The sequence below is a fragment of the Corynebacterium sp. ACRPH genome, from assembly GCF_022347285.1.
Taxonomy (GTDB): Bacteria; Actinomycetota; Actinomycetes; order Mycobacteriales; family Mycobacteriaceae; genus Corynebacterium.
The window spans coordinates 1-25,604 of record NZ_JAKRND010000009.1 but is presented as its reverse complement, the minus strand read 5'-3'; the positions used below and the strand labels follow the sequence as shown (position 1 = coordinate 25,604).

At 60.9% G+C, this 25,604-nt stretch carries 24 protein-coding genes, 1 tRNA gene and 1 CRISPR repeat array; of the genes, 14 read left to right on the top strand and 11 right to left on the bottom strand.

The window, feature by feature from the left end:
• Positions 1-22 precede the first annotated feature (22 nt).
• A complete protein-coding gene (locus MHX66_RS06215) occupies positions 23-769 on the bottom strand; it encodes a C4-type zinc ribbon domain-containing protein (protein WP_239201253.1) in 747 nt (248 codons plus the stop codon).
• Between the two features lie 13 nt (positions 770-782).
• Positions 783-1,970 (bottom strand): Nif3-like dinuclear metal center hexameric protein, encoded by a 1,188-nt coding sequence (locus tag MHX66_RS06210; protein WP_239201252.1) that lies wholly within the window; start codon positions 1,968-1,970, stop codon positions 783-785.
• 111 nt (positions 1,971-2,081) lie between these two features.
• Here MHX66_RS06210 and MHX66_RS06205 point away from each other — a divergent pair, with 111 nt between their 5' ends.
• On the top strand, positions 2,082-2,798 hold the full coding sequence (locus MHX66_RS06205) for an HAD hydrolase-like protein (protein ID WP_239201251.1): 717 nt from the start codon (positions 2,082-2,084) through the stop codon (positions 2,796-2,798).
• 111 nt (positions 2,799-2,909) lie between these two features.
• Positions 2,910-3,419, top strand: a complete 510-nt coding sequence (locus tag MHX66_RS06200) for a low molecular weight protein-tyrosine-phosphatase (RefSeq protein WP_239201245.1) — start codon at positions 2,910-2,912, stop codon at positions 3,417-3,419.
• Between the two features lie 256 nt (positions 3,420-3,675).
• Here MHX66_RS06200 and MHX66_RS06195 read toward each other — a convergent pair whose 3' ends face one another.
• From MHX66_RS06195 to MHX66_RS06180, 4 genes are all read right to left on the bottom strand, one after another.
• The gene (locus tag MHX66_RS06195; RefSeq protein ID WP_239201243.1) at positions 3,676-3,942 is read right to left on the bottom strand and encodes a hypothetical protein; all 267 of its coding nucleotides are present in this window, start codon (positions 3,940-3,942) and stop codon (positions 3,676-3,678) included.
• Positions 3,943-4,218: 276 nt separating this feature from the next.
• A complete protein-coding gene (locus MHX66_RS06190; RefSeq protein WP_239201241.1) occupies positions 4,219-5,520 on the bottom strand; it encodes an SURF1 family protein in 1,302 nt (433 codons plus the stop codon).
• Between the two features lie 161 nt (positions 5,521-5,681).
• Positions 5,682-5,757: transfer RNA gene (locus tag MHX66_RS06185), tRNA-Val, on the bottom strand.
• A 202-nt stretch (positions 5,758-5,959) separates the two neighbouring features.
• Positions 5,960-6,454 carry a DUF3052 domain-containing protein gene (locus tag MHX66_RS06180; protein WP_239201239.1) on the bottom strand — a complete coding sequence of 165 codons (495 nt, stop codon included), beginning with the start codon at positions 6,452-6,454 and terminating at the stop codon, positions 5,960-5,962.
• Between the two features lie 248 nt (positions 6,455-6,702).
• Between MHX66_RS06180 and aceE the strand changes: the two genes are divergently transcribed.
• Positions 6,703-9,459, top strand: a complete 2,757-nt coding sequence (gene aceE / locus MHX66_RS06175; RefSeq protein WP_239201237.1) for a pyruvate dehydrogenase (acetyl-transferring), homodimeric type — start codon at positions 6,703-6,705, stop codon at positions 9,457-9,459.
• An 18-nt stretch (positions 9,460-9,477) separates the two neighbouring features.
• On the opposite strand, the gene MHX66_RS06170 is transcribed toward aceE, so the two are convergent.
• Complete coding sequence (locus MHX66_RS06170) at positions 9,478-10,464, bottom strand: alpha/beta fold hydrolase (protein WP_239201235.1); 987 nt, start codon at positions 10,462-10,464, stop codon at positions 9,478-9,480.
• 141 nt (positions 10,465-10,605) lie between these two features.
• On the opposite strand from MHX66_RS06170, the gene MHX66_RS06165 reads away from it, so the two are divergent.
• Both MHX66_RS06165 and MHX66_RS06160 read left to right on the top strand, forming a co-directional pair.
• Positions 10,606-10,947: an acyl carrier protein gene (locus MHX66_RS06165; RefSeq protein WP_005296186.1), complete on the top strand. Its 342-nt coding sequence runs from the start codon at positions 10,606-10,608 to the stop codon at positions 10,945-10,947.
• The gene (locus tag MHX66_RS06160; protein ID WP_239201233.1) at positions 10,944-11,855 is read left to right on the top strand and encodes a serine hydrolase domain-containing protein; all 912 of its coding nucleotides are present in this window, start codon (positions 10,944-10,946) and stop codon (positions 11,853-11,855) included. Before MHX66_RS06165 ends, MHX66_RS06160 begins: the two co-directional genes overlap by 4 nt.
• Positions 11,856-11,905: 50 nt before the next feature.
• Here the strand turns inward: MHX66_RS06160 and MHX66_RS06155 are convergent, their stop codons facing one another.
• The 4 genes from MHX66_RS06155 to MHX66_RS06140 are packed head-to-tail and all read right to left on the bottom strand — an operon-like array spanning position 11,906 to position 15,191.
• A complete protein-coding gene (locus MHX66_RS06155; protein ID WP_239201231.1) occupies positions 11,906-12,844 on the bottom strand; it encodes an amino acid ABC transporter permease in 939 nt (312 codons plus the stop codon).
• Positions 12,844-13,530 (bottom strand): amino acid ABC transporter permease, encoded by a 687-nt coding sequence (locus MHX66_RS06150; RefSeq protein WP_239201229.1) that lies wholly within the window; start codon positions 13,528-13,530, stop codon positions 12,844-12,846. Before MHX66_RS06150 ends, MHX66_RS06155 begins: the two co-directional genes overlap by 1 nt.
• 16 nt (positions 13,531-13,546) lie before the next feature.
• Positions 13,547-14,443 (bottom strand): glutamate ABC transporter substrate-binding protein, encoded by an 897-nt coding sequence (locus MHX66_RS06145; RefSeq protein ID WP_239201228.1) that lies wholly within the window; start codon positions 14,441-14,443, stop codon positions 13,547-13,549.
• Between the two features lie 19 nt (positions 14,444-14,462).
• The gene (locus MHX66_RS06140; protein WP_239201365.1) at positions 14,463-15,191 is read right to left on the bottom strand and encodes an amino acid ABC transporter ATP-binding protein; all 729 of its coding nucleotides are present in this window, start codon (positions 15,189-15,191) and stop codon (positions 14,463-14,465) included.
• Between the two features lie 301 nt (positions 15,192-15,492).
• On the opposite strand from MHX66_RS06140, the gene MHX66_RS06135 reads away from it, so the two are divergent.
• From MHX66_RS06135 to cas2e, 9 genes are all read left to right on the top strand, one after another.
• Positions 15,493-15,651, top strand: coding sequence for a hypothetical protein (locus MHX66_RS06135; protein ID WP_239201227.1), 159 nt, complete (start codon positions 15,493-15,495; stop codon positions 15,649-15,651).
• Between the two features lie 268 nt (positions 15,652-15,919).
• Entirely contained in the window at positions 15,920-18,781 is a 2,862-nt protein-coding gene (cas3, locus tag MHX66_RS06130; RefSeq protein WP_239201225.1) for a CRISPR-associated helicase Cas3', read from the top strand.
• A 117-nt stretch (positions 18,782-18,898) separates the two neighbouring features.
• Positions 18,899-20,533, top strand: a complete 1,635-nt coding sequence (casA, locus tag MHX66_RS06125) for a type I-E CRISPR-associated protein Cse1/CasA (protein WP_239201223.1) — start codon at positions 18,899-18,901, stop codon at positions 20,531-20,533.
• Between the two features lie 45 nt (positions 20,534-20,578).
• Entirely contained in the window at positions 20,579-21,214 is a 636-nt protein-coding gene (gene casB, locus MHX66_RS06120; protein ID WP_239201221.1) for a type I-E CRISPR-associated protein Cse2/CasB, read from the top strand.
• Between the two features lie 27 nt (positions 21,215-21,241).
• Positions 21,242-22,372 (top strand): type I-E CRISPR-associated protein Cas7/Cse4/CasC, encoded by a 1,131-nt coding sequence (cas7e, locus tag MHX66_RS06115; RefSeq protein ID WP_239201219.1) that lies wholly within the window; start codon positions 21,242-21,244, stop codon positions 22,370-22,372.
• On the top strand, positions 22,372-23,079 hold the full coding sequence (gene cas5e, locus MHX66_RS06110) for a type I-E CRISPR-associated protein Cas5/CasD (protein WP_239201217.1): 708 nt from the start codon (positions 22,372-22,374) through the stop codon (positions 23,077-23,079). The genes cas7e and cas5e overlap by 1 nt, the downstream gene beginning before the upstream one ends.
• Positions 23,076-23,750, top strand: coding sequence for a type I-E CRISPR-associated protein Cas6/Cse3/CasE (cas6e, locus tag MHX66_RS06105; protein WP_239201215.1), 675 nt, complete (start codon positions 23,076-23,078; stop codon positions 23,748-23,750). The genes cas5e and cas6e overlap by 4 nt, the downstream gene beginning before the upstream one ends.
• A gap of 10 nt (positions 23,751-23,760) precedes the next feature.
• Complete coding sequence (gene cas1e / locus MHX66_RS06100; RefSeq protein WP_239201213.1) at positions 23,761-24,702, top strand: type I-E CRISPR-associated endonuclease Cas1e; 942 nt, start codon at positions 23,761-23,763, stop codon at positions 24,700-24,702.
• A complete protein-coding gene (cas2e, locus tag MHX66_RS06095) occupies positions 24,699-25,022 on the top strand; it encodes a type I-E CRISPR-associated endoribonuclease Cas2e (protein WP_239201211.1) in 324 nt (107 codons plus the stop codon). The genes cas1e and cas2e overlap by 4 nt, the downstream gene beginning before the upstream one ends.
• A gap of 95 nt (positions 25,023-25,117) precedes the next feature.
• Positions 25,118-25,572: direct repeats of the CRISPR family, unit length 28 nt; unit sequence GTGCTCCCCGCGCCAGCGGGGATGAGCC.
• Between the last annotated feature and the right edge of the window lie 32 nt (positions 25,573-25,604).

Here is a 25,604-nt window from a genome sequence, read left to right as displayed (position 1 = left end):
GTTCTGTCGTCTTCAGGTCACTCTATCGCAGCAGCAGGACATTACATTCAGGGCATCGCGGCACTTCCCCGCTGCCGTCTGCGGCCAGCTCGTCGATCTCCTTCAGGGACAGCGGATCCAGCTCGATGAAGCACGCCTGGCACGTCCGCCCCTTCAGCGGCGCAGCCCCCACCCCGTGCTCGGCGAGCTGCTGGTCGTAGGCCTGCAGCAGCTCCGCGTTCGTGTCTTCCAGTGCCGTCCGGCGCTGGGTCAGCCGGGCCTTGATGGTGGAAATGTCGGCCTCCAGGGCGTTGGTCGCACGGTCCAGGTCGGTCTGCGCCGCCGCGATGTCCTCGTCGATCTGCGCATGTGTCTGGTCGTCGGCCTCGTCGGCGGCGGAGTTAGCCTCGCTGAACATGGACTGCACCTTCACGGAGCGCTCCAGCCGCCCCTCCAGGTCCTTCAGCCGGTCGCGGGTGCTGCGCAGGTCGTGCTTCAGGTCGCGCCGTCGCTCGGGGTCGGTCTGCGAGTTCAGCCCCGCCACGTTCGCCCGCTCGCGCTCCTTGAGCTTCGCCACGTCCTGGCGCAGGCGCATCAGGGTCGCCTGGTCGCTCCTGACCTGCGCGTTGTTCAGCACCTGCTGGCGGCGCTCCTCGCGCTTCTGAGCCAGCAGTTCCTCCAGTTTTGCCTGCTCCGGCAGGGAATCCAGCCGCGCCTGCGCGATGCCCAGCTCCTCCTGGTCGCGCGCTAGGTCTGCCAGGTTCTTTCGGTCGTCGGTCGTCCAGCGCATCGCAGTTGTCCTCCTATTTTTCGTGCACGGTCCACGGGTCGGTGCGTACGTCGATCACTGTGGTCTGTGCCTTCGTTGCCTTCTTAATGACGCCTTCCGCCTGGAAGCACCACGGAAACTCGCTGGCCCAGTGGGCGGTATCGATGACCGGGCATCCACCCATGCGCAGGTGCTCATCCACCGGGTGGTGGCGCAGGTCGGAGGTGACGAAGCAGTCCACGTTCATTTTTGCGACCTGGCCGAGGAAGCTATCGCCGGCGCCGCTGGCGACGGCGACGGTGCGGATCATGGCATCGGGGTCTCCGGCTGCGCGCACGCCCCATTCGGTGGCGGGCAGCCGCTCGGCCACGCGGGCGGTGAACTCCCGCAGGGTCATTGGAGTATCCAGCTCGCCGACGCGCCCGATGCCCAGCTGCTGGTCGGCGGGCGTGGGCAGGGAGGTTTCCACGCAGTCGTAGGCCGGCTCCTCGTAAGGGTGGGCCTTGATAAGGGCTGAGCGGATAGCTTCCCGCTTCGCGGCGGGGGCTACGAACTCGATGCGGACCTCTTCGACCGTCTCTACCTCCCCGACAGCGCCGAGGTGCGGATTCGCGCCTTCCGTGGGCAGGAACTGGCCGGTCACGGAGAACTCGAAGCAGGCCTGCTCATAGTCACCCTGCGCGCCACCGCCTGCGGAGAAGATGGCGGATTTCACCGTGGGGGCGTCATTAAGAGGGACGGTGAAGCCCCACTTGTCGGTGCCGGAAGGGATCGGCCGCAAGGGTGCGCCCGGGGTGATGCCGAGGAGCTCGGCCAGGCGATCGTTCACGCCGGGGCGGGCGGAATCGGCGTTGGTGTGCGCGGCGAAGAGGGCGATGCCGTTGCGGATCAGCTTGTGGACGATGCGGCCCTTCGGGGAGTTGGCGGGCACGGCGGTGACGCCGCGGAGCAGCAACGGGTGGTGAACCACGAGCATCTGCGCGCCCTGGGCGATGGCGGCATCCACTACGTCGTCTGTGCAGTCCAGGGCGAAGGCAACCTTGTCGGCGGGCTCGGCGGGGTCGCCGCAGATCAGGCCGACCGCGTCCCAGGATTCCGCGAGGTGGGGCGGGTAGGCGGCCTCCAGGGCGGCGACGACGTCGGCGACGGTGGTTTGGTTCGCGGCGGGGTTGGCTGCCTGGTTCGCGGCGTTCGCGGCGGGGTTGATGGATGGCTCGGGCACGGATTCTCCTGGGGTACTGCTATGTGCTGCTGCAAGGTGCTGCCAGCCCGGCTGCTCGCTCGGCTGGCTGCATGCTCCACCCAGCCTAGCCAGATCTGACACACTGGAGGAGTGCGAGATTTACCAATTCTGCTTGTAGACGTAGACGGAACGCTGATGGATAGCTACCCCGGCATCCGCGCCAGCTTTGTAAACGCCCTGGAGGCACACGGGGTGCCGGTGCCTCCCGAGGAACGCGTGCGCGAAATCCCTGGCCCGCCGATGGTGGAGACCCTGAGGGACATCGGCCTGGAAGGCGAGCTGCTGCAGAAGGTCTTCGACACGTACCTCTCGGACCAGGAAAACGGGCGCTGGAAGGAAGCCACCCCGTTCCCTGGCATGCGCGAGCTGCTGGAGAAGTGGTCCGGCGAGGGCATTATTCTGTCCACCGCAACGTCGAAGTCCGAGGTGTCGGCGGAGCGGATCCTGCGCGAACACGACATGCTGAAGTACTTCGCGGTACTCGGCGCGGCCCAGGAGGACGGCACCCGCCGGTCCAAGGCCGCCGTGATTGAATACGCGCTTGAGCAGCTGAAGGAAGCTCCCGAGGTGCGGGAATTCCTGGCTCACATGAACGCCAAGGAAGGCCTGCAGGCTCTCGACCCGACGAAGATGCTGCTGATCGGCGACCGCATCCACGACGTGGAGGGTGCCGCGCAGTCCGGCATCCCCACGGTGCTGGTCGGCTGGGGCTACGGTTCCGCGGAAGAGCACGCCAAGGCCGCTTACAGCGTGAACACTCTCGAGGAGCTGGACGCGCTGGTGCAGCGCTGGGCCAACGAGGGCTAGTCGGGCGGCGCTGCCGGGCTGCCGGGCTACCAAGTCTCCGGAGTGCACAGACAGCGCTGCCAACTCAGCGCAGTCCAAGCAGCACGCCCTCAACGAATTGAAAGGAACACAATGCACATCACTGTCGTATGCACGGGCAACATCTGCCGTTCCCCGATGGGCGAGGTGATTCTGCGCGCCGGCCTCGAGGAAGCCGGCATCGCCACCGGCCACTCCCCGGCCGCTGATGCTGCCGAATCCTCCGACGCACCCGTGACCCTGAACTCCTGCGGACTCGGCGGCTGGCACATCGGCGACGGCGCTGATGGTCGGGCGGTGGACGAGTTGGCGTCATTGGGTTACGACGGCACGGCGCACCGCGCGGCACAGCTCGGACCTGCGCATTTGGGCGCCGACCTTTTCCTAGCCATGGACGACGGGCACGTGCGCGGGTTGCGCAACGCGGGTGTCGCCCCGGAGCGCATTCGCTTGTTCCGTAGCTTTGACGCCAACTCCCCCGCCGGTGCCGAAGTCGCCGACCCATACTACGGCCACCGCTCGGACTTTACCGAGGTCGGGCAGCAGATTGAGGCCGCTGTACCGGGCATTGTGGAGTACGTGCGGGAGCAGCTGGGGCAATAGTCCCGCGGGCAGCTACATTATCGGCTGCGGCGCCGTTAGCTCTGCGGGAATAGCTGGGGAGGTAATCCCGCGGGGCAGCTACGGCGATAGTGAGCCATTCCACTACTTACAGCTCGGAAGATCTGCAGAACGCCCGGTCCGCTGGCCTCAAACACCCTTCGCTGGCACCTAAGTGTCGGAAAAGTTGCAAAACGCCAGGGGTCGCAGGCCTCAACATCCCACCTCCAGACACAAATGTCGGAAAAGTTGCACAACGTTATTGAAGACAATTTTCAGTAATATAAACATGCAGGTCAGAGCGTTTTTGTCGCAGGCTGCAAGCTGGCCGATTTTCTGTTTTGCAACTTTTCCGACACTTAACCCTTCCCGCCCCACCAAATGCCACCAGATCGGGCATTTTCAACCACTCCAGATGACCGAATGCCTCCAGATCGGGCATTTTCAACCACTCCAGATGACCAAACTCCGCCGGGGCGAGCATATTCAGGCGCCCCAGATGGACAAATGTCGCCGGGGCGGGCATATTCAGCGGCGTTAAATCGCCAAATGTCGCTAGAACGGGAATGCGTTGATGCCAACTATTTTCATCTACACAAACCCGCAGGTCAGAGAGTTTTGAAAAACCTTGGCGCGCAATCGGCGTTCGCGTATTCCCGATCTAACGACATTTACGGACGGCAGCCCTCGCACATTCCTGATCTAACGACATTCCAAAGGCCAGGGGACAATTTTTCAGTTGTGCCAGCGTGGCAGTTTGGGCCGGGGTGGCAGTTTGGGCCAGCGTAGCAGCTTGAGGGAACTAGAAGCGCTCCCTGCCGCGCTTTTCCGCGCGGCGCTCCTCGAAGCGGGAGCGGGTGCCTCCATAGCGGTCGGTGAGGTCGGAACGCTTCCGAGGCTTCTTCTTCTCGGCGGGAGTACCATTCCCCCTGTTCAGAGACTTTTCAGCGCCAGTAGGCTTCGGCTTCTCGATGTCAGCTGGCTTCGGATTGGCAGCAGCGGACCCGGCAGCCTCTTCGCCGTGAGCAGTGTCTGCGCTGCTAGCAGAAGATGATCCGCCAGCGTCACCACCGGCACCAGCACCTTCACCACCACCGCCAGCAGTCCCATCAGCAGCCCCAGCACCAGCATCTCCATCACCGGCACCGTCGGTGATCTGGGCGTTTAGGCGGGCGACCTCGGCGCTTTCCTCGCGCTCACGCCGGCGCTCGCGCATCTCCGCATACACAAACCAGCCCAGGCCCACCGGCGCCAAGATGCCGAACGCAATCCACTGAATTCCGTAGGACAAGTTCGTGCCGCCATCCAAGTGCGGCAGAGGCAGCGCCTGCAGATCCGGTGCATCGCCATCATCTCCGTTGCCGGTGTCACCGCTGGCGCCAGCACCGTCACTGCCAGCACCTTCGCCAGCGCCAGCATCACCACCGTCCTCGGCGCCACTGCCGCCTGCACCTCCGCCCTCAGCACCTCCACCGGCCATGCCGTTCAGGCGGTCGACGCTCTCCGAATCCAGCTGCACATAATCCGCCGCCAGGTCCTCGCCCGTCGCCTCGGAAATCTGCTTCGTCGACATGCCTGTGACCTGCGTGTATCCCTGAGATTCCGTAGGCTTCGCATCCGGCACAGCCTCGCTCATGCGGATAAACCCGGTCACCTTCACCTCACCGCGTGGTGCAGGTTTCAGCCGAGGCGCAGCCCCATCCCCCTCCACGGCGACCCACCCGCGATGCACCAACACGGTCTGCCCGCCGTCGAGCCGAAAGGGCGTCAATGCTTGATAAGAGTGAGCCGATTCCACCGGACGGTTGCGCAGCAGCACCTCCTTGTCCGGCAGGAATTGGCCCTGTAGTGAGACTCTGGTCCATTCTTTTTCGACGCCCACTGATTCCCCGTCGCCCGGGATCACATCGGTGATCGGGGCGGGGTCGGTTTGCAGGGATTGTTCGAGGCGCTGGTTGAAGGCGTTTTTATCCTTGTTCTTCCCCAGCTGCCAGGGGGCAAGGAAGCTGAATGCGGCGTAGGTGAAGGCGAGGACCAGGATGGCGGTGATGACCCATCCGGGTGTGAGGAAGTTTCGCCAGCCGCTGCGCTTCGAGGATGCCATGTGCTCCATTATTGCCACGACCAGCGGGGGCGGCCAAATAGGCGAAGCTCGGCGGAGCGGGTGCGGCGGAGCGAGACGGGCGGAGCGGGGCGGCGTGCGTCTCAGTGGAAAACGAAAACAGCCCCGCGACCGAAGTGGCCACGGAGCTGTAAAAAGAATTTTGGTGCGCCCTGACGGGTTCGAACCGCCGACCTGCTGGGTGTAAACCAGCTGCTCTTCCAGCTGAGCTAAAGGCGCGTGCTGTTTGAAGCGTTAATGACTCTAGCACGTCGACCCGCAAAACAACGAAACCGCAGGTGGTACGCGGTTCAGGACGAGCCGCCCGGCGCGAGTAGTGCTAGGCGTGCGGCAAGCGGCAGCGCGGGGAAACTGCGGTGCGGCAGCTACGGAGCAAGCGGCAACGCGGGGCGAGCAGCCCGGCGCGCCGCGCCAGCGCCGCCTAGCGCTTGGTGCCGGAGGAAACCAGGCAGGCGCCCTGCCAGTCGCCCAGGCGCTCCGACTTGGTCTGCACCAGGCCCGCCAGCTGAGCGGACTCGGCGATCACGCCCGGCTCCACGCGGCCGGCGTCCAGCTTCGCGGGGGTCAGCAGCCAGATGCGGCCGTCCTCCCCCAGGCTGCGGGTCGCATCGACGAGGCCGTCGACCAAGTCGCCGTCCTCGTCGCGCCACCACAGAAGTACGACGTCAACCACTTCGTCAGTGTCGATATCCAACAGGGCATCGCCGATAGCGTCTTCCAGGGCTTCGCTGATGCTGTTATCGCAATCTTCGTCCCATCCGATCTCCTGGATCAGGCTGTCGGATTCGATACTGAGCAGGTCCGCCCAATCGTGTCCATTCTGAGACTGCGCGCGCTGTGCGCCCTTCGCGCCATTGCCTTGTGCACCGCCAGCGGAGCCTGCAGAGCTCGAAGCCGTACCGGGGGCCATTGCCACTGTTATTTCGTACCTTTCTAAGAAAACCAGCCCGTCGCCTAACCGCCAGCACGTAGTGGCCGTATCACAACCGCTACACGCCCCTGCAGTTATCGCAGCTGGTGTGGTTAAAAGTCTTCATTTTTGAACCTAACACAGTCGGGCTTCCAACGGAGGTTTTATATCGCGACTTTGACGTACTGTGGAAACCACAAGGGGCCTAGACCACAGGCGCCCCCACAACCCGCGGATCTTAGGAGGACGAACCAATGTCCACTTCGGCAGAAGAGAACAACAGCGCATACGATGCCAGCAATTTTGCTTTGATCCGAGACGGAGTGGCCTCCTACTTGGCCGATTCCGACCCGGAGGAAACCCAGGAATGGATGGATTCCCTCGACGGGCTGCTGGAATCCGCCGGCCCGGATCGCGGCCGCTACCTGATGCTGCGCCTGCTGGAGCGCGCCACCGCCAAGCGCGTCCCCCTGCCTCCCCTGCTGTCCACCGATTACGTCAACACCATCCCCACCACCCAGGAACCCGACTTCCCGGGTGACGAGGAGATCGAGAAGCGCTACCGCCGCTGGATCCGCTGGAACGCGGCCATCATGGTCCACCGCGCCCAGCGCCCGGGAATCGGGGTGGGTGGCCACATCTCCACCTACGCCTCCGCGGCCCCGCTCTACGAGGTCGGCCTGAACCACTTCTTCCGCGGCAAGGACCACCCGGGCGGCGGCGACCAGATCTTCTTCCAGGGCCATGCCTCCCCCGGCATGTACGCCCGCGCTTTCCTGGAAGGCCGCCTTTCCGAAGAAGACCTGGATGCCTTCCGCCAGGAGGCCTCCAAGCCGGACCACGGCCTGCCTTCCTACCCGCACCCGCACGGCATGCCGGAGTTCTGGGAGTTCCCGACCGTCTCCATGGGCTTGGGCCCCATGGATGCCATCTACCAGGCGCGCTTCAATCGCTACCTGCACGACCGTGGCATCAAGGACACTTCCCAGCAGCACGTCTGGGCGTTCCTCGGCGATGGCGAGATGGACGAGCCGGAATCCCGCGGCCTGATCCAAACCGCTGCGCTGAACAACCTGGATAACCTGACCTTCGTCATCAACTGCAACCTGCAGCGCCTGGACGGCCCGGTGCGCGGTAACACGAAGATCATCCAGGAGCTGGAGAGCTTCTTCCGCGGCGCCGGCTGGAACGTAATCAAGGTCGTCTGGGGCCGCGAGTGGGACGAGCTGTTCGCCCGCGACGAAGAGGGCGCCCTGGTCCACGCGATGAACACCACTCCGGACGGCGACTTCCAGACATTCAAGGCCAACGACGGCGCCTACGTCCGCGAGTACTTCTTCAACAAGGATCCGCGCACCGCCAAGCTGGTCGAGGACATGACCGACGACGAGATCTGGCACCTGCGCCGCGGCGGCCACGACTATCGCAAGATCTACGCCGCCTACAAGCGCGCCCTGGAGACCAAGGACCAGCCGACCGTCATCCTCGCCCACACCATTAAGGGCTACGGCCTGGGCCACAACTTCGAGGGCCGCAACGCGACCCACCAGATGAAGAAGCTCGCCCTGGAGGATCTGAAGCTTCTCCGCGACAAGCAGGACATCCCATTCTCCGACGAGGAACTGGAGAAGGACCCGCACCTGCCGCCGTACTTCCACCCCGGCGAGGATGCAGAAGAAATCCAGTACATGCTGAACCGCCGCAAGGAGCTCGGCGGCTTCCTGCCGGAGCGCCGCGAGAAGTTCACGCCGCTGAAGATGCCCGACCTCTCCATCGCGAAGCTGGCCCGCAAGGGCTCCGGCAAGCAGGAGGTCGCCACCACGATGGCGCTGGTCCGCGTGTTCAAGGACCTCATGCGCGACGACGAGCTGAAGAAGCGCATCGTGCCGATCGTGCCGGATGAGGCGCGTACTTTCGGCATGGATTCCTGGTTCCCGACGCTGAAGATCTACAACCCGCACGGCCAGAACTACACGCCGGTGGACCACGACCTGATGCTCTCCTACCGCGAGGCCACCGACGGCCACATTCTGCACGAGGGCATCTCGGAGGCCGGCTCTATGGCTTCCTTCATCGCCGCCGGCACCAGCTACGCCACCCATGGCGAGGTCATGATCCCGCTGTACATCTTCTACTCGATGTTCGGCTTCCAGCGCGTCGGCGACGAGATCTGGGCGGCCGCAGACCAGATGTCTCGCGGATTCCTGATCGGAGCCACCGCGGGCCGTACCACGCTGACAGGCGAGGGCTTGCAGCATATGGACGGCAACTCCCCCGTGTTGGCGTCCACAAACCCTGCAGTGGTGACCTACGACCCGGCGTTTGCCTACGAGATCGCCCACATCGTGCACCGTGGCATCGAGCGCATGTACGGCGAGAACAGCAACGATGGCCGCGGCGAGGACGTGATCTACTACCTCACCGCATACAACGAGCCGATCCACCAGCCGGCGGAACCGGAGAACCTCGACGTGGAGGGGCTGCACAAGGGTATTTACCTTTATGACGCCGCCTCGGGCTCAGCAGAGTTGCAGGCCAATATTCTGGCCTCTGGCGTGGCCATGACGGCAGCTTTGAAGGCGAAGGAGCTGCTGAAGGAGTTCGACGTAGATGCGAACGTGTTCTCGGTGACCAGCTGGAACGAGCTGGCCCGCGATGGCCAGGCCGTGGAGCTGGAGCAGCTGCGCGACCCGGCTGCGGAGCCCCGCACGGCGTTTATTACCCAGCAGCTGGAGGCAGCGGAGGGTCCGTTCGTGGCGGTGAGCGACTACGCCACCACCGTGGCCGAGCAGGTACGCAAGTGGGTACCGGGCGAGTACGTGGTGTTGGGTGCCGATGGCTTCGGCTTTGCGGATACTCGCCAGGCAGCGCGCCGGTACTTCAACGTGGACGCGGAGTCCATCGTGGTGGGCGTGCTGCTGGGACTGGCGCGCGAGGGCAAGATCGAGCGTTCCGTGGCGGCGGAGGCCGCCGAGCGCTTCAAGATCGACGATCCGACTGCAACCAACTAGCGGCTGGCTAGCCTCTAACTAGCTCAGCAGGTTCAGCAGCGCTCGGGTGACGTCCTCCGGGCGCTCGACGGGCAGCATGTGCCCGGATTCCGGGTACTCGTGGAAAGCGGCACGCGGCCAGAGCTCGTGGATGCGTTCGCTCTGGCTGGGCGGGGTGACGTCATCCATCGCTCCGACCAGGATCTCGCCGGGAGTGTCCGCCAATAGCTCGGCGGCGGCAAGCTCGTCGTGCTCCGTCAGGTCGTCCAGGTAGCCCAGTAGCGTGCGCATGGACGTCCCGGCGATCTCGTTGGCGTGGAAAGTCAGGACGTCGAAGTTATCGGATTCCCCCTCGTCCAGCGAGCCGTGGTAGATGAAGGCCGCGATGACGGGCTTGATGGCCCACTCCACCAGCGACCTTGCCCATTCCAGGTGACTGGGGCTCTTGACGCCCAGCCAGCGGGTCGCACGCACCAGGTGGGAATGCAGGATCTGGGATACGCCTGCGGAGGCGAAGGTATCGATCGCGCCGTTGATCAGCGCGACACCGCCCACCCGCTGCAGGTCGGCCTTGTCCAGGTGGCGCAGGCCGCCCAGGACGGTCATAGCGCCCATCGAGTGGCCCGCCAGGATCAGCCTGCCCGTCGGCGCGAGCTCGCGGATGGTCGCCGCCAGATCGATGGCAGTGCGTTCAATGTCCAGCCCTGGGGCATCCTCGCTGGCGCCGTGACCGCGCAAATCTGGCAGCAGGATGCGCAGGTTCGGCTGCTCACGCAGTGCGGCCAATTGGAAGAACCAGGAGGCTGCCGTCAGGTTGAAGCCGTGCACGAGGATCAGGGTTGTAGGGGCGGACGAGGGGGCGTCCTCATAAGAGAAAGAGTAAGAACGCACCTCGTGGACGGCGACCTTAGCGCCGTCGTCCATGGTCAGGCGATGGATCCAGCGTGCGCGCGGCAAGCCCGGTACGGCGGGAGGGTCGCGCAACACGATGCTGGCGAGGTTGCGGACGGCGGTGACGGGACGCATAGGAATGACCTTCGCAAGATTGTTAGGATGAGTGTACAAACGGCCGCGCGATGCGGGAGTGCGCTGGAGCTTTAGCCGCAAGGCATCTAGCTTAGCGCCCCGCGTGCAGGCGAATATGGAGTGGCAGGAGAAGGAACGATCATGGCTGAACAAAACAACCAGCTGGCTGCGGCGCTGTCGAAGAAGCTGAAGAAGGACGGCGCTGACAAGAGCGGTACGAGCAAGGCTGGCAAGGACGGCTCGGCGGGCGCAGACGAGAAGGACAAGCGCAGCATCGTGCTGGATGTCGTGGAGGACGCGACGGGCATCGAACGCGAGGAGCTAGAGGGCTCCAAGCGACTGGGTGACGACCTAAACATCGACTCCCTGTCCCTGATGGACATCGCCGTGCGCCTGGAGGAAGAGTTCGGCGTGGAGGTGCCGGACGAGGACATCAACCGGGTGAAGACCATCGACGAGCTGGTTGGCCTGGTGGACAAGTGAGCGGCGCGCAGGCTGGCGCAACGGGCACGGGCAGGGCTGTAGAGGACGTACTCGCCGAGCTGCAGGACTGGCCCGTCGATAACATGGCCGCGGCGGCGCTGTGGGATGCCGGCAACGACGACGGCAGCAACGGCGGGGCGAGCGCCCAAACCGCAACCTTCGGCGACACGTCCGCGCAGTTCCCCCTGGCCAGCGTGAGCAAGCTGATTACGGCATATGCCACGCTGCTGGCAGTCGAGGAGGGCGCCTTCGAGCTGGACCAGCAAGTCCCCGCCGAGTTGCTGCCCGAGTTCGACGACCTGCCGACCGTCCGCGAGCTGCTGGCTCACACCAGCGGCATTGGTTTCCGCGGCCGCACCCCGGAGAAGCCGCGCGGCGCCCGGCGTATTTACTCCTCGGCGGGCTACGAGGTGCTGGCGGATTTCATCGCCGCGGAGGCCGACATGCCCTTCGCGGATTACGTCGCCGAGGGCGTGTGCGCGCCGCTGGGCATCGAGGTGAAGGTCGAGGGCAGCGCGGGGCATGGTTTTTCTGCCTCGGTCGATGCTCTTGCGGTGTTGTGTTCTGAGTTTTTGACGCCCACAGTCATTGCCCCTTCCACCCTCAACGAGGCGCTGGAGCCTCAATGGCCGGAGCTTTCCGGGGTGGTGCCGGGCTACGGGATGCAGAAACCTTGCCCGTGGGGTCTGGGCTTTGAGCTGCACGGTGAGAAGTCGCCGCACTGGTTGGGCGAGGGCATGCCTGACACGGTGGCGGGGCACTTTGGCCAGTCGGGCACTTTCCTGTGGATCGACCGGAGTGGGAGCAAGAAAAAAGCCGCCGTCGTCCTCACGGATGAGAACTTCGGCGACTGGGCGAAGCAGCGCTGGGATGGCTTCAACCAGCGCCTATGGGAGGCACTGGGCTAGCTGGCCCCAGCCCCGCCCCGGCAGCGCGGGGCTAGCCTGGCGCAGCGCTGCTACTCGTAGGTGGTGCGGAGGTCCTCGTGGCCCTCTGCGCGCCAATCAACGTAGGCGTTGTCCTTGGTATCTATACCCTGCTCCCTCTGGTGCGGAACCTTGGCCACAATATTGCGGCGGGCACGGCCGGAACGCAGCTGGATCTCGATGCGCTCGGCCAGCTTCGCCAGGATCATGTTGATCACAATCATGATTACTGCGATCAGCAGCAGGGCTGGGATCATCGCGCCGTAGTACTCGCCCAGCTGGCGACCGGAGCGGACGACTTCCACGAAGCCGATCATGTAACCAAGCGCGGAATCCTTCAGGGCAATGATCATTTGAGAGATGATGGCCGGCAGCATGGCCGCCACGGCCTGCGGCAGCAGGATTAGGTTGATGGACTGGCGGTGGCTCAGACCCAGTGCAATCGCTGCCTCACGCTGGCCGCGCGGCAGAGACTGAATGCCGGAGCGCAGGGTCTCTGCGATCACGGAGCCGTTGTACATCGTCAGGCCGAAGACCACTGCGGAAAAGCCCAGCCAGTTGGAAGGCACCAGCTGCAGAAGGGAGAACACCGCGTAGGCGAACAGCATCAGTACCAGCACTGGGATGGAGCGGAAGAACTCCACGATGATGCCGCAGATCCAGCGCACGGGTGCGGAGAGCGACAGTCGGCCCACGCCCAGCAGCGCACCGATGGCCATCGCCAAGACGATGGAGACTACAGCCGCGCCGATCGTAGAGACCAGGCCCGGGATGATGTAGGTCGTCCACGTGGTGCTCTCCAGGAAGAAGGACCACTTCTCGGGCTCAAACTGCCCCTTGTCGTTGAGCTTCATTGCCACCAGGACGAGGATCACAGCGACCACTACGACGGTGATCGCCGTGAGGATCGAGTTGAGCCTGCGTCCCTTGGGGCCTGGGGCGTCATAAAGAACTGTTGCACGTGTAGTCATTAGCGCTTCACCGCCCATCGCTTACCTGCCCAGCCGAAGAACAATCCGGTAGGCAGAGTCAAAATGATAAATCCGATTGCGATTACGCCGAAGATCACCAGAATGTCGCTGGCGTAGTCCTCCGTCAGGGTCTTCATCAGCAGGGACGCTTCAGCTACACCGATCACCGAGGCGATGGTGGTGTTCTTCGTCAACGCGATCAGGGTGTTGCCCAGCGGCACGATCGCACCGCGCAGGGCCTGCGGGAAGATCACGTGCCGGAAGTTCTGGCCGAAGCTAAGCCCCAAGGAGCGGGCGGCCTCGGCCTGGCCGAAGGGCACCGTATTGATACCGGAGCGCAGGGATTCTGCCACGAAGCAGGAGGTGTAGGACACGAAGGCTAGGACTGCCAGGCGGAAGTTCTGCTTTTCGATGAAGGAATCGTTCTCCACCGCCAGCAGCAGGCCCAGGTTGTAGTACAGGCCCATGGAGGCCAGCAGAATGATCAACGTCAGCGGGGTGTTACGAACAATGCTGATGTACCACGCGGACAGGTTACGCAGGATGCCCACGGGGCTCACGCGCATGGCGGTCAGGATAATGCCGAAGATCAGCGACCCGACCGCGGAGAAGAACGTCAACTTGATGGTCACCCAGAATGCTGGAAGCAGTTCGGGCTTCATCTCGGACCATAGTTCGGGGTTCATAGTGCGTTCCTCCTTCCTACTTCTTGTCGACGAACGACAGGTCGCCGATCTTTGGCTTCTCGCCGAGATCCACGTTGTCGCCCAGGTTCTTGGCGACGATCTTCTGGAACTCGCCGGAATCGTGCATTTCGTTCAGCGCTTCGTTGACCTCCGCCTTGGCTTTGTCGTCACCCTTGGGCAGGCCGATGCCGTAGTTTTCGTTGGTCCAGAAGCTGCCGTCATCGTTCTTTAGCTGGATAACGCTGTACTCCTCGCCGAATCGCTCCTTGTAGCGCTGCGCGAAGCCAGCCAGAATGGTCGCATCCGTAGTGGTTGCATCCACCACGCCCTGCTTCAGGCCTTCCGCGCACGCGGCGTAGGTGTCGAACTCCTGCAGCTGCACTTCTGGCAACGCGTCCTTCACCTTCTGTGCCGGGGTGGAGCCGGATACGGAGCATAGGCGGGTGCCCGGTGCGATATCGTTCAGACCCTCGATGCCGGAATCCTTGCGGACCAGCAGCGCCTGGTGGGTGACCACGTACGGGCCCGCGAAGTCCACGGCCTTCAGGCGGCCTTTGTTGATGGAGTACGTGGCGGCGATCATGTTGACCTCACCGTTGTTGATGAGGGTCTCGCGCTGCGCGGAGGGGGTTTCGCGCCACTCGATTTCTGGCGTGGCCCAGCCGTGCTTCTTTGCGATGTATTCCACCACGTAGCGGGAAACGTCGGTATCCAGGCCGGCGAACTGCTTGTCCGGGGTGCGCTCACCCAGGTTCGGTTGGTCGTATTTGGTGCCCATGACGACGTGGCCGGATTCGATATCCGCCAGCAGGTCGCGGGCACCGCCAGAGCCGCACGCGGTCAGCGCCACCACGCTTGCGGTGGCAACCACTGCAGCGGTGAGGCGCTTGAGTGCGCTTTTGAAGGTAGACATGTGTAACTCGCTTCCCGAACTAGTGGTTCACGATCTTCGCCAGGAAGTCCTTGGCGCGATCGGATTGCGGGTTCGTGAAGAAGGTCTCCGGGTCGGCGTCCTCAACAATGGCGCCGTCGGCCATGAACAGGATTCGATCCGCGACGCGGCGAGCAAAGCTCATCTCGTGGGTGACAACCACCATGGTCATGCCGCCCTTGGCGAGGTCAGTCATGACGTCCAGGACCTCGTTGATCATCTCTGGGTCGAGGGCAGAGGTCGGCTCGTCGAAGAGCATCACCTTCGGGTCCATAGCCAGTGCGCGGGCGATGGCTACGCGCTGCTGCTGGCCGCCGGATAGCTGAGCTGGGTACTTGTCGGCTTGGGCGGCGATGCCTACGCGGTCCAGCAGCTTCTCGGCGGTCTTGCGTGCCTCTTCCTTGCTGACCTTGCGGACCTTGGTGGGTGCCAGCGTGACGTTATCGCGAATGGTCATGTGGCTGAACAGGTTGAACTGCTGGAACACCATGCCCACCTCTGCGCGGAGCTTGGCGAGTTCCTTGCCTTCTTCTGGCAGCAGTTCACCGTCGATGCGGATTTCGCCATCGTCGATGGTCTCTAGGCGGTTGATGGTGCGGCACAGCGTGGACTTGCCGGATCCGGAAGGCCCGAGGATCACAACAACCTGGCCCGCCGGTACTTCGAGGTTGATATCCCGAAGAGCGTGGTACTCGCCGAAGTGCTTGTTCACTCCCTTGAGTTCAATCATTGGTTTGGAAACAGTGGGTTCAGACATGTTCCAAATAATAAGTAACGGAGGTCACTTTTATGAAATGAAAGCAAGATGATTCACTGTGACTGCTTGTTGTTGTCTTATTGACGGCTTATTGACGCCCTAAGGTTGAGCTCGTTAAAGGGGATGGTTGACCATCCACGCGATCGCCGGGAGCAGACATCGGTGACCGGTGTTGAAGGCGGAAAAGAGCGTACGGTGGCGAGCATGAATTTTTCTGAGTTTATACGCAACCGCCACTCCCCTCGCGCGTTCCTGCCGGACGAGATCCCGGCAGGTGCGCGAGTTCCTGGGCGTGGATGAGGAGTACAAGCTGGTAACTGCGCTGACCTACGGCCGGGCGGATGAATCCAGCCCGGTGTACAAGACCGCCCCGGGCCGCGTTGCACTCTCCGAGACGGTGACGGTGCACGGGATTGAGGGGTTGGGGCTTTAAGGGCGTTAAGCCGGGGTTGGGAGCCTGGATCTAAGAATGCCCCGCTGGCGCGGGGAGCATGCGACCCCATGCACCGAACCGTGCAAAGCCAACGGCTCATCCCAGCTGTCGCTGGGAGACATGGGCATCACCAGCTCCCCACCCTACAAAACTGAAGACTCCACCCAGCTCGCGGCACGCTTTAAAGTTTTTTGAACTTGGTATTGCAAGGTTTACGCTACTCTGCTAATTTTGTCTGTAGAACACAACACTACGAAAGCCAACGGACATGACAGACCCCCACAACACACCACTGTTCGATTTAAATTCCTGGAATGACGTGGTCGACAGCTTCTCCCCCACGGCCAGTGCATTCCTAGCCAAATCGGGCGATGAGACCGGCCCGATGTCGCTCGTCCAACACCTGGTAGATTCCGGCGCGGTGGCAACCTATCTTTGGGATTCCTGGCTCTCCCCACAAATCAAGGACTTCCTCAGTCGCAGCACGAAGCTCTCCCCCGAACAGATTCGCTCACTCACAGTTTTCCTCATTTCCGCACATGATTGCGGAAAACTGTCAGCACCATTCATCCGAAAACTCCGCTCCCCAGAGACCAACACCCCACTGCTTTACCCGCTGGAAAGAGCTGGCGTCCCAATACCTGACCTGAGCGCGGACGAAGAGATCGCCAGCCTTGCCCACCCGCTCTATTCGCGCGAACTTCTGGCGAGATGGCTCAAGGGCAGAGGTCTCAAACCACCAGCAGCATTGTCTCTCGCCCAAACCGTCGAAGCTCACCATGGCTGGCTTGACGCCAGCGGACGAAAAGCTGTCGCGTCATTCGTTGATAGCTACCCTACCGAGTGGCAAATCGCCGTCGATGAAATTCTGGATGCTCTCGCCGCTACGAGTCACGTCCAACCTGCCCTCGAGGCCATCAAAAGAAGAACCCCGACAGCGGCCATTCAAATCATGACGGGGTTTATGGTGATGTGCGATTGGCTAGCGTCAAACACTAACTTCTTCCCGCTTCGCTTTGAGGGCTCTCAATCCGACCGCATTAATAAGGGGATGTCTCTGGCCGAGTTTGATCTCCACACCGAGTTCAAGAAACTTGATGGCGATCCCTCCCAAATCGCCCCAAACTACAGATCAAGCTTTACCTGGCCAGAAAGTGCCACCCCGCGCCCTGTACAACTGGCAACCGCAGAACTACTCAATGGGAACACCCCCGGTCCCTCACTACTGATCATTGAAGCCCCTACGGGTGAAGGGAAAACCGAAGCAGCTCTCTATGCTGCCCAACTGCTTGCACAACAGAATCATGCCAGCGGCGCTGTACTTGCAGCCCCCACCATGGCAACTGCCAACGGCCTTTTCAAAAGATTCTCTCGTTGGGTTGGAAATATCACCGAAAGCTCTGCCGTATCTTCTCTTTATCTAGCTCACGGTAAAAACCGCCTCAACAAGGACTATCGCAAGCTCCGCTACCGTGATATCGGCGAGGATTGCACCGACCATGGAACGGTTACTGCCACCGACTGGCTATCCGGGCGCAAGAACGGACTGCTATCCAACTTCGTGGTCGGAACCATCGATCAAGTGCTGATGATGGCGTTACAGATTCGGCACTCCATGCTTCGCCACCTGGCACTCGCAGGCAAAGTCGTAATTTTCGACGAGGTTCACGCCTACTCGACCTACACCAACGAATACCTTGCTGAAACTCTGCGCTGGCTAGCGGCATATGGCGTACCGGTCATCTTGTTATCGGCGACTCTGCCAACTAACCGCAAGAATGAACTTGTTACCGCTTATGGTGGCCAAATCACAAAGAAGGACCTAGCCCTGGCTGGCCAAGGTTATCCTCTTCTCACCTTGGTGGACTCTGAGGGGACCAGCGAAAAAGCTGTCCCTCCTCGGCCTGACGACATGCACGCGAAGATGGAGATCATCGACGATTCCGTCGAGCAGTTGACGGATCTGGTTTCTGGACTTTGCTCCGACGGCGGCGTCGCTCTCATTATTTGCAACACCATCAAGCGAGCTCAGGAAGCATTCGCGGCCTTGGAAGAGGCGTTTCCCGGTGACGTTCGCCTTCATCACTCCGCATTCACCGGGCTCGACCGCACTCGCCACGAAGAGGAACTCCTTAGCGAGCTGGGGCCGGCGTCACATAGAGAACAAGGGCGCCCTACCCTACGCATCGTATGTGGCACGCAGACTTTAGAGCAGAGCCTTGATATTGACGCCGACGTTCTAATCACCGACATCGCACCAATGGACCTGATAATTCAGCGGGCGGGGCGATTGCATCGCCACGAACGGCCAGACAGCGACCGGCCGGAGAAGCTCCGCATTGCCCGCATCTACATTCGAGGAATCGCAAACACCTCGCCGATGCCTGAATGGGATCCGGGTACGGCGTATATCTACGACGATGCGCTTCTACTTACGACTTACCAGCTGATCACTTCTACGGTGGCAAACGAAGGCTTCCGACGACCCTCTGACGTACCAGATTTGGTTCAGAAGGCTTACGACTTCGACGCGGAACACGACTTTCCTACGGCATGGGCAGAACGCTGGGAAAGTTCTCGGACAAGGTTCCTTGCCAGCAGTTCCGCGGATAAATCGAAGTCAAGAGTCTTTAGGATCCCAAGCCCCGGGAAGACTGGAAATAGGCTCGATACCCTTTACGAGCAGCTAGTCCGCGATCGCTCACAGGAAGAGGTTAAGGCTACTGCTTCAGTTCGAGATGCCGAGAGCAGTATCGAAGTCATTCCCATCATCAACGATGACTACGGTTACATACCCCTCGAGGATAGAAGTGACGATCATTCAACCAGGATTCTGGAGAACACGACTGTTCCGGACTTTGACACGGCCTTCCGCCTCGCTGCGTCTACAGTGCGCCTGCCTGCTATGTTTACGCGATTCGACGCTGTCTGGGACCGAACGGTAGACGAGCTCGAAGACCAAACTCCTGAGGGTTGGATGGAGCATTATTTGCTCAAGGGGCAGGTCGCACTTCGGCTGGACGAAAAGCTCGAGACCACACTCTTGGGCGTAAAGATCAGATACTCGGATCTTTTGGGTTTACAAACAGCTGGTTTCCCGGTTTTCCAGAATGGGACCAGAAGTGTTTAGCCCGCAGATAGCTTTAGAGGAAGCGATTAGTTCGTTTCTACCGCCTTAGGAAAGTGATACAACCCGACCACCCTTGCACATGAACCATAGAACCTACACACGAAAGGAAGGGTTATCGTGACGGAGAGCTTTAGTCTCCTCGATCGGCCGTGGATTCTCACGATGCTGACCGACGGCTCCACTTCAGAGCTCAGCCTGCGCGAAATCTTCGACGGTTCCCATTCGGTTGCTTCCATCCGCGGTGATAGTCCTCTGCAGGATGCCGCCATCTACCGCCTACTTCTGGCCATCTACTGGTGCGCTCACCGGGAAAATCTCGATCTGGATCCTGGCGAAGAACTAGATATGGTCGATTGGATACCCGAAAGACTGGAATCTGCCGCAGAAAACCAGGCTGACGACACTGTTCTCGACTACCTGGATCGCCACGCTGATCGCTTCGACCTACTGGATTCCAAAAAGCCATTCATGCAGGTAGCTGACCTGCATACAAGTAAAAATGCAACTGCCGATGTGCGCCGGATCGTTCCGGAATTTGAAGATGATTACTTCACGCTTCGCGCCGGAAATGGTGCACTCTCGCTTGCCTACGCCGAGGCCGCCCGCTGGCTGGTCTACATCCAGGCTTACGACTACTCCGGAATCAAATCCGGTGCTGTTGGCGACCCCAGGGTCAAAGGCGGAAGGGGCTATCCGATCGGCACGGGCTGGACCGGAGCCATTACCGCAACGATCATCCTCGGGTCCAACCTCCAGGAAACCTTGGTATTAAACACCACGGACAAGGCGCTACAGGCTGAGGATGATCACCCGGTTTGGGAACGCGAGCCAGATACCTCCGCTCAACGAATTGACCCCGCTAACAAGGACGGCATCTATCCCAAGGGACCTGCTGAGATTCTGACTTGGCAATCCAGGCGAGTCCGTCTCTTCCCAGAAGATGGTGTGATCACCCAGGTTCTGGTTTCGAACGGCGATCGTATTCCCAAAGCGAATGCGAATGTCAAGGACGATCCGATGACGCCCTATCGATTCAGCAAGAACAAGTCCACTCGGGACCTAGACGTCTATTACCCAAAGCCTCTCGAAGCTCAGCGGACGATGTGGCGGAGCCTGGAACCCTTGATCGCGCTCAAGACTGACCCGATTTACGACAAAAAGAACCGGGCTCCTGAGCGCCCCAAGACTATCGACCAGCTTGCATATCTGGAAGAAAACGGAGTTGAACTACCGAAGACATTGAATGTCTCCATGGCCTCCATGCAATACGGCTCAAATAGCTCCGTGGTAGACATCAGCATTAGCACTCGGATCGAACTGCCTCTCGAGTTGTTGCCCCAGTCAGCCGTCGACCAGCGCCAGGCTGTGCTCAACTTGGCAGCTGCAACGAGCCAAGCTGGCACTATGCTGGGCAGCTTCGCAGGTCAACTCTTCCAAGCGGCAGGTGGAGAATACGAGTTCCAACCTGCCGCAACCGATAACCTACTGGCCGAGCTGGAGCCGAAATTTAGCGAATGGATGAAGACTCTCCATGATGCAGATCTGGAGCCTCGGCTCAAAGAATGGGAACTGACTGTTCACAACGCTGTACTCCAACACGCGGACGTGCTTCTCGTAGGGGCCGGCCCCAAGGCACTTATAGGCAGAATCATCGAAAACAATGGTGACGAACGCTTCGTATCTGCCGGAACAGTCATGAGCTGGCTGCGGAAGAAGCTCCGCGAGATTCTTCCACGCACAGTCCCGCGATAAAGGCCACCATTCAACAACACTGCCCACCAAGAATAGGAAACAACGATGGATCAACTAACTGATGATCAGCCACGGCTGAGCTCAGCGATCGCCGCAACGTGTAGCCAACTACAAGCCGACTATCTTGGCCGCACTGGCTACCCTAATCAGGCTCAGGCGCGAGGAACTCTTGCGGAACTCCGCAAATCGGCCGGCCAGCCCGTACTAAAAAGCCCTCTCATTTTCGAGAGTGTTTTGTCTTCCTTAGTAGTTCCCTTGTCCGAGAAAGAGATCGGACGCGGCGATGCACCGTCCCCTTCCGAGGAGGCCGCATTCCATGCGCTGACTTTCTTCGCTCTCCACATGCAGGGCGCAACGCACGAAGTTCACGATAGTTCCCGCTCCTTCGCTGCTGCCTGCGGCCGTTTGGCTCACACTAGCGAATCGAAATCAATTAAGGGACGTTTCGATGCTCTGGTTTTGGCACGCACTGCCCAGTCCCGGCTTGTTCAAACCCGCTCCCTCATCTCGCTGTTGCGTTCCAAAGACCTCCGCTTCAACTATGGCTGGTTCGCCGCAGACCTACGCAAACTATCGAACCCTCGCACCCGTAACGGCGTTTTGTTGCACTGGGGTCGCGATTTCGCTTTTGCCCGGTACCCGCGCGACATCAACAACTCCCTTTCCGCCCAAGAAAACTAAACTTCCCTATCTCGAAAGGATTCTTCCATGTCTATCACCATCGACTTCCACGCCCTGCAGACTCTCCCGCCGAGCCTGATCAATCGCGACGACACTGGTGCACCCAAGACGGCCATTTTTGGCGGAGCTCCTCGCCAGCGTGTCTCCTCCCAGGCCTGGAAGCGAGCCATTCGCAAAGATTTCGGGGAGAAGTTCCCAACCGGTTTCGTCGGCTACCGTACCCGCCGTGTAATCGAACTGGTTGCTGACCGCATTCAGGAACTGGATAGCGCCATCGAAGAAGCCGAAGCAACTGCCCTCGCGGAGAAGATCTTCACCACGGCCGGATTCAAGCTGACAAAGCGGAAGCCGGCAAATGCAGATTCCGACGAAGCCGAGCAGAAGTCTGAACTGGGCTACCTCCTCTTCCTCAGTGGGCGCCAAGTGACCAACCTCGCCGAATACGCAATTGAGCATCGCGAAGACAAGAAGTTCACTAAGAAAGAAGCCAGCGTACTGTTCGACCAGGAGCACGGGGTCGACATCAGTATGTTCGGCCGTATGGTCGCCGATGCTCCGGATTTCAACGTAGATGCATCCGTCCAGGTCGCACACGCTATTGGCGTGCATGAATCCGAGCCGGAGTTCGATTTCTATACCGCGGTCGACGACATGGTGGAAGCCGACGAAGAAGTCGGTGCAGCCATGATGGGCACTGTTCAGATAATGTCTTCGACGCTCTACCGATTTGCCACGATTGACGTTGATTCGCTTGCCGAAAACCTCGGCAACCAGGATGCCACCGCTGAAGCCATCAAGTCCTTCACCAGCAGCTTCATCACCTCACTGCCGACTGGTAAGCAGAACACCTTCGCACACAACAGTGTGCCGGAGCTCGTGTACGTCACCGTCCGGAATGACCGCTCCATCTCCCTAGTCAACGCCTTCGAGGAACCGGTAGTCTCCGAGAACAACCAGGGCCGCCGCAAGTCCGCTGCTGATCGTCTGGCTCGCGAAGCCGAGCAGATCCAAAACACCTACGGGTTCGTCCCGCAAGCCGCCTTCGTGATGTCCTTGGGCGATCTAGCGGACACTTTCATCGAGATGGATCTGGCCAAGAAGACCACCCTGCCCGAGCTCGTCGAAGCTGTCGCAGAAGCTGCTATTCAGGAGCGCTAATGCCTTCCACCCTCCTACTCAGGCTCTCTGGCCCCATGCAATCGTGGGGTGTCAGTAGCCGATTCAAGCAACGCGCAACCGAACAAGTGCCCACAAAGTCCGGCGTGCTGGGGCTTCTAGCCGCTGCACAAGGGCGCCAGCGCACTGACGACCTGCAAGACCTTGCAGCTCTAACGTTCGCCGTTCGCATAGATCAGCCTGGTTCCCTACTGCGGGATTACCAGACCGCCCAGCCGTGGCAGAAAAGACCAAAGGACAACGCGAGCCTGGTCACGCGGTACTACCTTGAGGATGCTGTGTTCGTCGCGGCAGTCGAATCGGACAATGATTCCTTCATCGACGAACTCGCCAGCGCCGTCCAACGACCACGTTTCCCGTTGTTCCTTGGGCGCCGTTCGTGCCCCGCTCCCCCGAATCTCTACCTCGGTACGTTCCGCGGCTCAGCCGTCGACGCACTTCGTGCAACCGACTGGCAGGCTACCCGCGCGCACAGGAAAACTCGGGCACCGAAGCTCTCGCTGCCTATTTTTCGTGACGCCACCCCGGGTGAAACCGGCATAGCCAAACGGGACGTGCCGATCTCCTTTTCTCAAGAGCACCGGGAATACGGCTGGCGAGACGTCGTCCAAGACAAGACTGGGGTGCCCGTCGAAAATGACCTCGGTTCGACCAACGACCCATTTATGGAGGCGGTGATGCAGGCATGACGACCTTCACTCGACTTCACCTCAACCCCAGCAGCCGGCAAGCACGAAAGTTACTGGGAAATCCGCAGGCTATGCATGCGGCAGTTCTGAGCTGCTTCCCTAAGGAAGTAGGCGATAAAGAACGAATCCTCTGGCGCCAAGACGGCAAAGTTCGGGGAGCCGACGAGCATTCTGTGTACATCGTCGGACCGGATAGCTGCGATCCGACCAAGATCACAGAGCAAACCGGTTCCGAACACGATCCACAGAAAGCAAGTTACAACCGCCTGTTAGAAGCTCTCGCGGATGGCCAACAGTGGCATTACGAAGTTGTGCTGAACCCTGTGGCAGCCAAGAAGGCTCCCGGCTCCCCACGGGGAACTCGAGGCAAACTCACCGCGCTGGTGGGCGAGGCTGCACAGTTGGAATGGTTTAACACCAAGGCTAAAAGCTGTGGATTCACCCCACTGGAGACCCTGATCGTGGAGCGGAAGACACTGCGCTTTTCGAAGCTGGCGAAGAATCCGAAAGGCCGCCAGGTTGTGATCGGCACAGTGCGATACCGTGGCACTCTGCAGATCGACGACGTTGAAGCCTTCAGAAAATCACTTGTCGAGGGCATTGGCCGGGGCAAAGCCTATGGCTGTGGCCTATTGACTCTGGCAAAGCCCACCCCGAGCAAGACAGGGTAAGGCTTGAGCTATGGCGCCGCACCCCTCAAAGTCGCCCATGGATCGCCCGATCCTTCCGCGCGTGCAGGATCGGATTTCCTTTCTGTATGCCGAGCGATGCGTAGTCAATCGCGACAATAACGCCGTCACCTTCGCGGATGAACGCGGCATCACCCATGTACCTGCGGCAGGTATTGCGGCCTTACTGCTTGGCCCCGGAACTAAGGTGACTTATGCGGCGATGGCTCTTCTGGGAGACTCCGGGGTTTCTGTCGTATGGGTTGGAGAAAAGGGTGTGCGCTACTACGCATCCGGTCGTTCGCTATCGAATTCTTCGGCAGCGGCGGAGGCGCAGGCGTCAATAGTAAGCAACCAGCGCCGCAGGCTTTTCTGTGCGAGACAGATGTACGCCATGCGCTTCCCTGGCGAAGATATTTCACGTGCGACGATGGCGCAGCTACGTGGTCGCGAGGGATCCCGGATGAAGAAGGTCTACCTAGCGGAGGCCGAGCGCACGGGGGTGCCATGGAAGAAGCGGATGTATGATCCGCAGAATTTTTCCAGTGGCGACCCGATTAACCGAACCCTGACGGCGGCGAATGCAGCCCTATACGGGGTGGCTCATGCGGTCATCGCGTCGTTGGGGTTCATTCCCTCTTTAGGCGTAATTCACCAAGGCACGGAACGCGCTTTCGTTTACGACATTGCAGATCTGTACAAGGCCGAAGTGTCGATTCCGGCAGCTTTCGACGCGGTGGCAGAAAATGAGCTAACCGCCGACGTGAATATTCGGCGTGTGATCCGGGACTACGTGGTGAAGAAAAACCTCATTCCAACCATGGTTCGGGATGTCATGTTCCTTATGGAGATGAGCTCCGAAGCTCAGAACATTGACGCCGAATTGGTGCTGTGGTCTGACCTGGAAGTTGTTTCGTCAGGGCACAACTGGGCAGATGAGGGACCTATCGGATGATGGTTCTGGTAGTTTCTGCCTGCCCGGCGGGTCTTCGTGGTGACCTCACAAGGTGGCTGTTGGAGATTTCCCCCGGCGTATTTGTAGGGCGCCCCAGTGCCAGAGTGCGCGACCAGGTTTGGGAGCGAACATGCGACCTGGTGAAGGATGGACGCGCAATCATGGTTTTTCAGGCTGCGAACGAGCAAGGCTTCGACTTCAAGACCCACCGACATAACTGGGTTCCAACAGACTTCGATGGGGTGAGTCTGATTACGCGCCCCAACAACCGTGCACCTTCGACGAGGCGGCGCGGATGGAGTAAGGCGAGGAGGAGGTAAAGCGTTGGCGATCGTTCGCTAGTCCGGTAGGCGGTGGGGAAAACAAGTTGAAGTAGAATTGGCCTAACGGCTCAAAGAACCACAGCTCAGAGAGTGTGCTCCCCGCGCCAGCGGGGATGAGCCGTTCTGGGTCGCGGCATACGGGCGCAACCCGTCGTGCTCCCCGCGCCAGCGGGGATGAGCCGGCGACGCCGGAGTTACCCGCGTTTGCGTCCCGGTGCTCCCCGCGCCAGCGGGGATGAGCCTCGTCACCCAGGCGTTAGCGAGTTGAACCACCGGTGCTCCCCGCGCCAGCGGGGATGAGCCCCGCAAGAAGGCGAAGGAGGCCTGGAAGGGTCTGTGCTCCCCGCGCCAGCGGGGATGAGCCGTACGGTCTCTAGTTCTTGGCCAGGCTTAATGCGTGCTCCCCGCGCCAGCGGGGATGAGCCGAACTGCAACGACAGGCTAAAGAACTCGCGGAGGTGCTCCCCGCGCCAGCGGGGATGAGCCCTTGGCGACGAAGACGGGAAACCGGAAGAAGCGGTACTCCCCGCGCCAGCGGGGATGAGCCGGCCGATAAGAGCTACGTGGACTCTAAAGACG

Excerpts from the sequence above, each read along its gene's own strand:
- MHX66_RS06155 (WP_239201231.1), bottom strand. The coding sequence starts at position 12,844 with ATGACTACACGTGCAACAGTTCTTTATGACGCCCCAGGCCCCAAGGGA.
- MHX66_RS06150 (WP_239201229.1), bottom strand. The coding sequence starts at position 13,530 with ATGAACCCCGAACTATGGTCCGAGATGAAGCCCGAACTGCTTCCAGCA.
- MHX66_RS06165 (WP_005296186.1), top strand. The coding sequence starts at position 10,606 with ATGGCTGAACAAAACAACCAGCTGGCTGCGGCGCTGTCGAAGAAGCTG.
- MHX66_RS06215 (WP_239201253.1), bottom strand. The coding sequence starts at position 769 with ATGCGCTGGACGACCGACGACCGAAAGAACCTGGCAGACCTAGCGCGC.
- MHX66_RS06195 (WP_239201243.1), bottom strand. The coding sequence starts at position 3,942 with ATGCCCGCCCCGGCGACATTTGTCCATCTGGGGCGCCTGAATATGCTC.
- MHX66_RS06200 (WP_239201245.1), top strand. The coding sequence starts at position 2,910 with ATGCACATCACTGTCGTATGCACGGGCAACATCTGCCGTTCCCCGATG.
- cas5e (WP_239201217.1), top strand. The coding sequence starts at position 22,372 with ATGCCTTCCACCCTCCTACTCAGGCTCTCTGGCCCCATGCAATCGTGG.
- cas3 (WP_239201225.1), top strand. The coding sequence starts at position 15,920 with ATGACAGACCCCCACAACACACCACTGTTCGATTTAAATTCCTGGAAT.
- cas2e (WP_239201211.1), top strand. The coding sequence starts at position 24,699 with ATGATGGTTCTGGTAGTTTCTGCCTGCCCGGCGGGTCTTCGTGGTGAC.
- cas7e (WP_239201219.1), top strand. The coding sequence starts at position 21,242 with ATGTCTATCACCATCGACTTCCACGCCCTGCAGACTCTCCCGCCGAGC.
- cas6e (WP_239201215.1), top strand. The coding sequence starts at position 23,076 with ATGACGACCTTCACTCGACTTCACCTCAACCCCAGCAGCCGGCAAGCA.
- MHX66_RS06190 (WP_239201241.1), bottom strand. The coding sequence starts at position 5,520 with ATGGCATCCTCGAAGCGCAGCGGCTGGCGAAACTTCCTCACACCCGGA.
- MHX66_RS06170 (WP_239201235.1), bottom strand. The coding sequence starts at position 10,464 with ATGCGTCCCGTCACCGCCGTCCGCAACCTCGCCAGCATCGTGTTGCGC.
- aceE (WP_239201237.1), top strand. The coding sequence starts at position 6,703 with ATGTCCACTTCGGCAGAAGAGAACAACAGCGCATACGATGCCAGCAAT.
- cas1e (WP_239201213.1), top strand. The coding sequence starts at position 23,761 with ATGGCGCCGCACCCCTCAAAGTCGCCCATGGATCGCCCGATCCTTCCG.
- MHX66_RS06145 (WP_239201228.1), bottom strand. The coding sequence starts at position 14,443 with ATGTCTACCTTCAAAAGCGCACTCAAGCGCCTCACCGCTGCAGTGGTT.
- casB (WP_239201221.1), top strand. The coding sequence starts at position 20,579 with ATGGATCAACTAACTGATGATCAGCCACGGCTGAGCTCAGCGATCGCC.
- MHX66_RS06140 (WP_239201365.1), bottom strand. The coding sequence starts at position 15,191 with ATGATTGAACTCAAGGGAGTGAACAAGCACTTCGGCGAGTACCACGCT.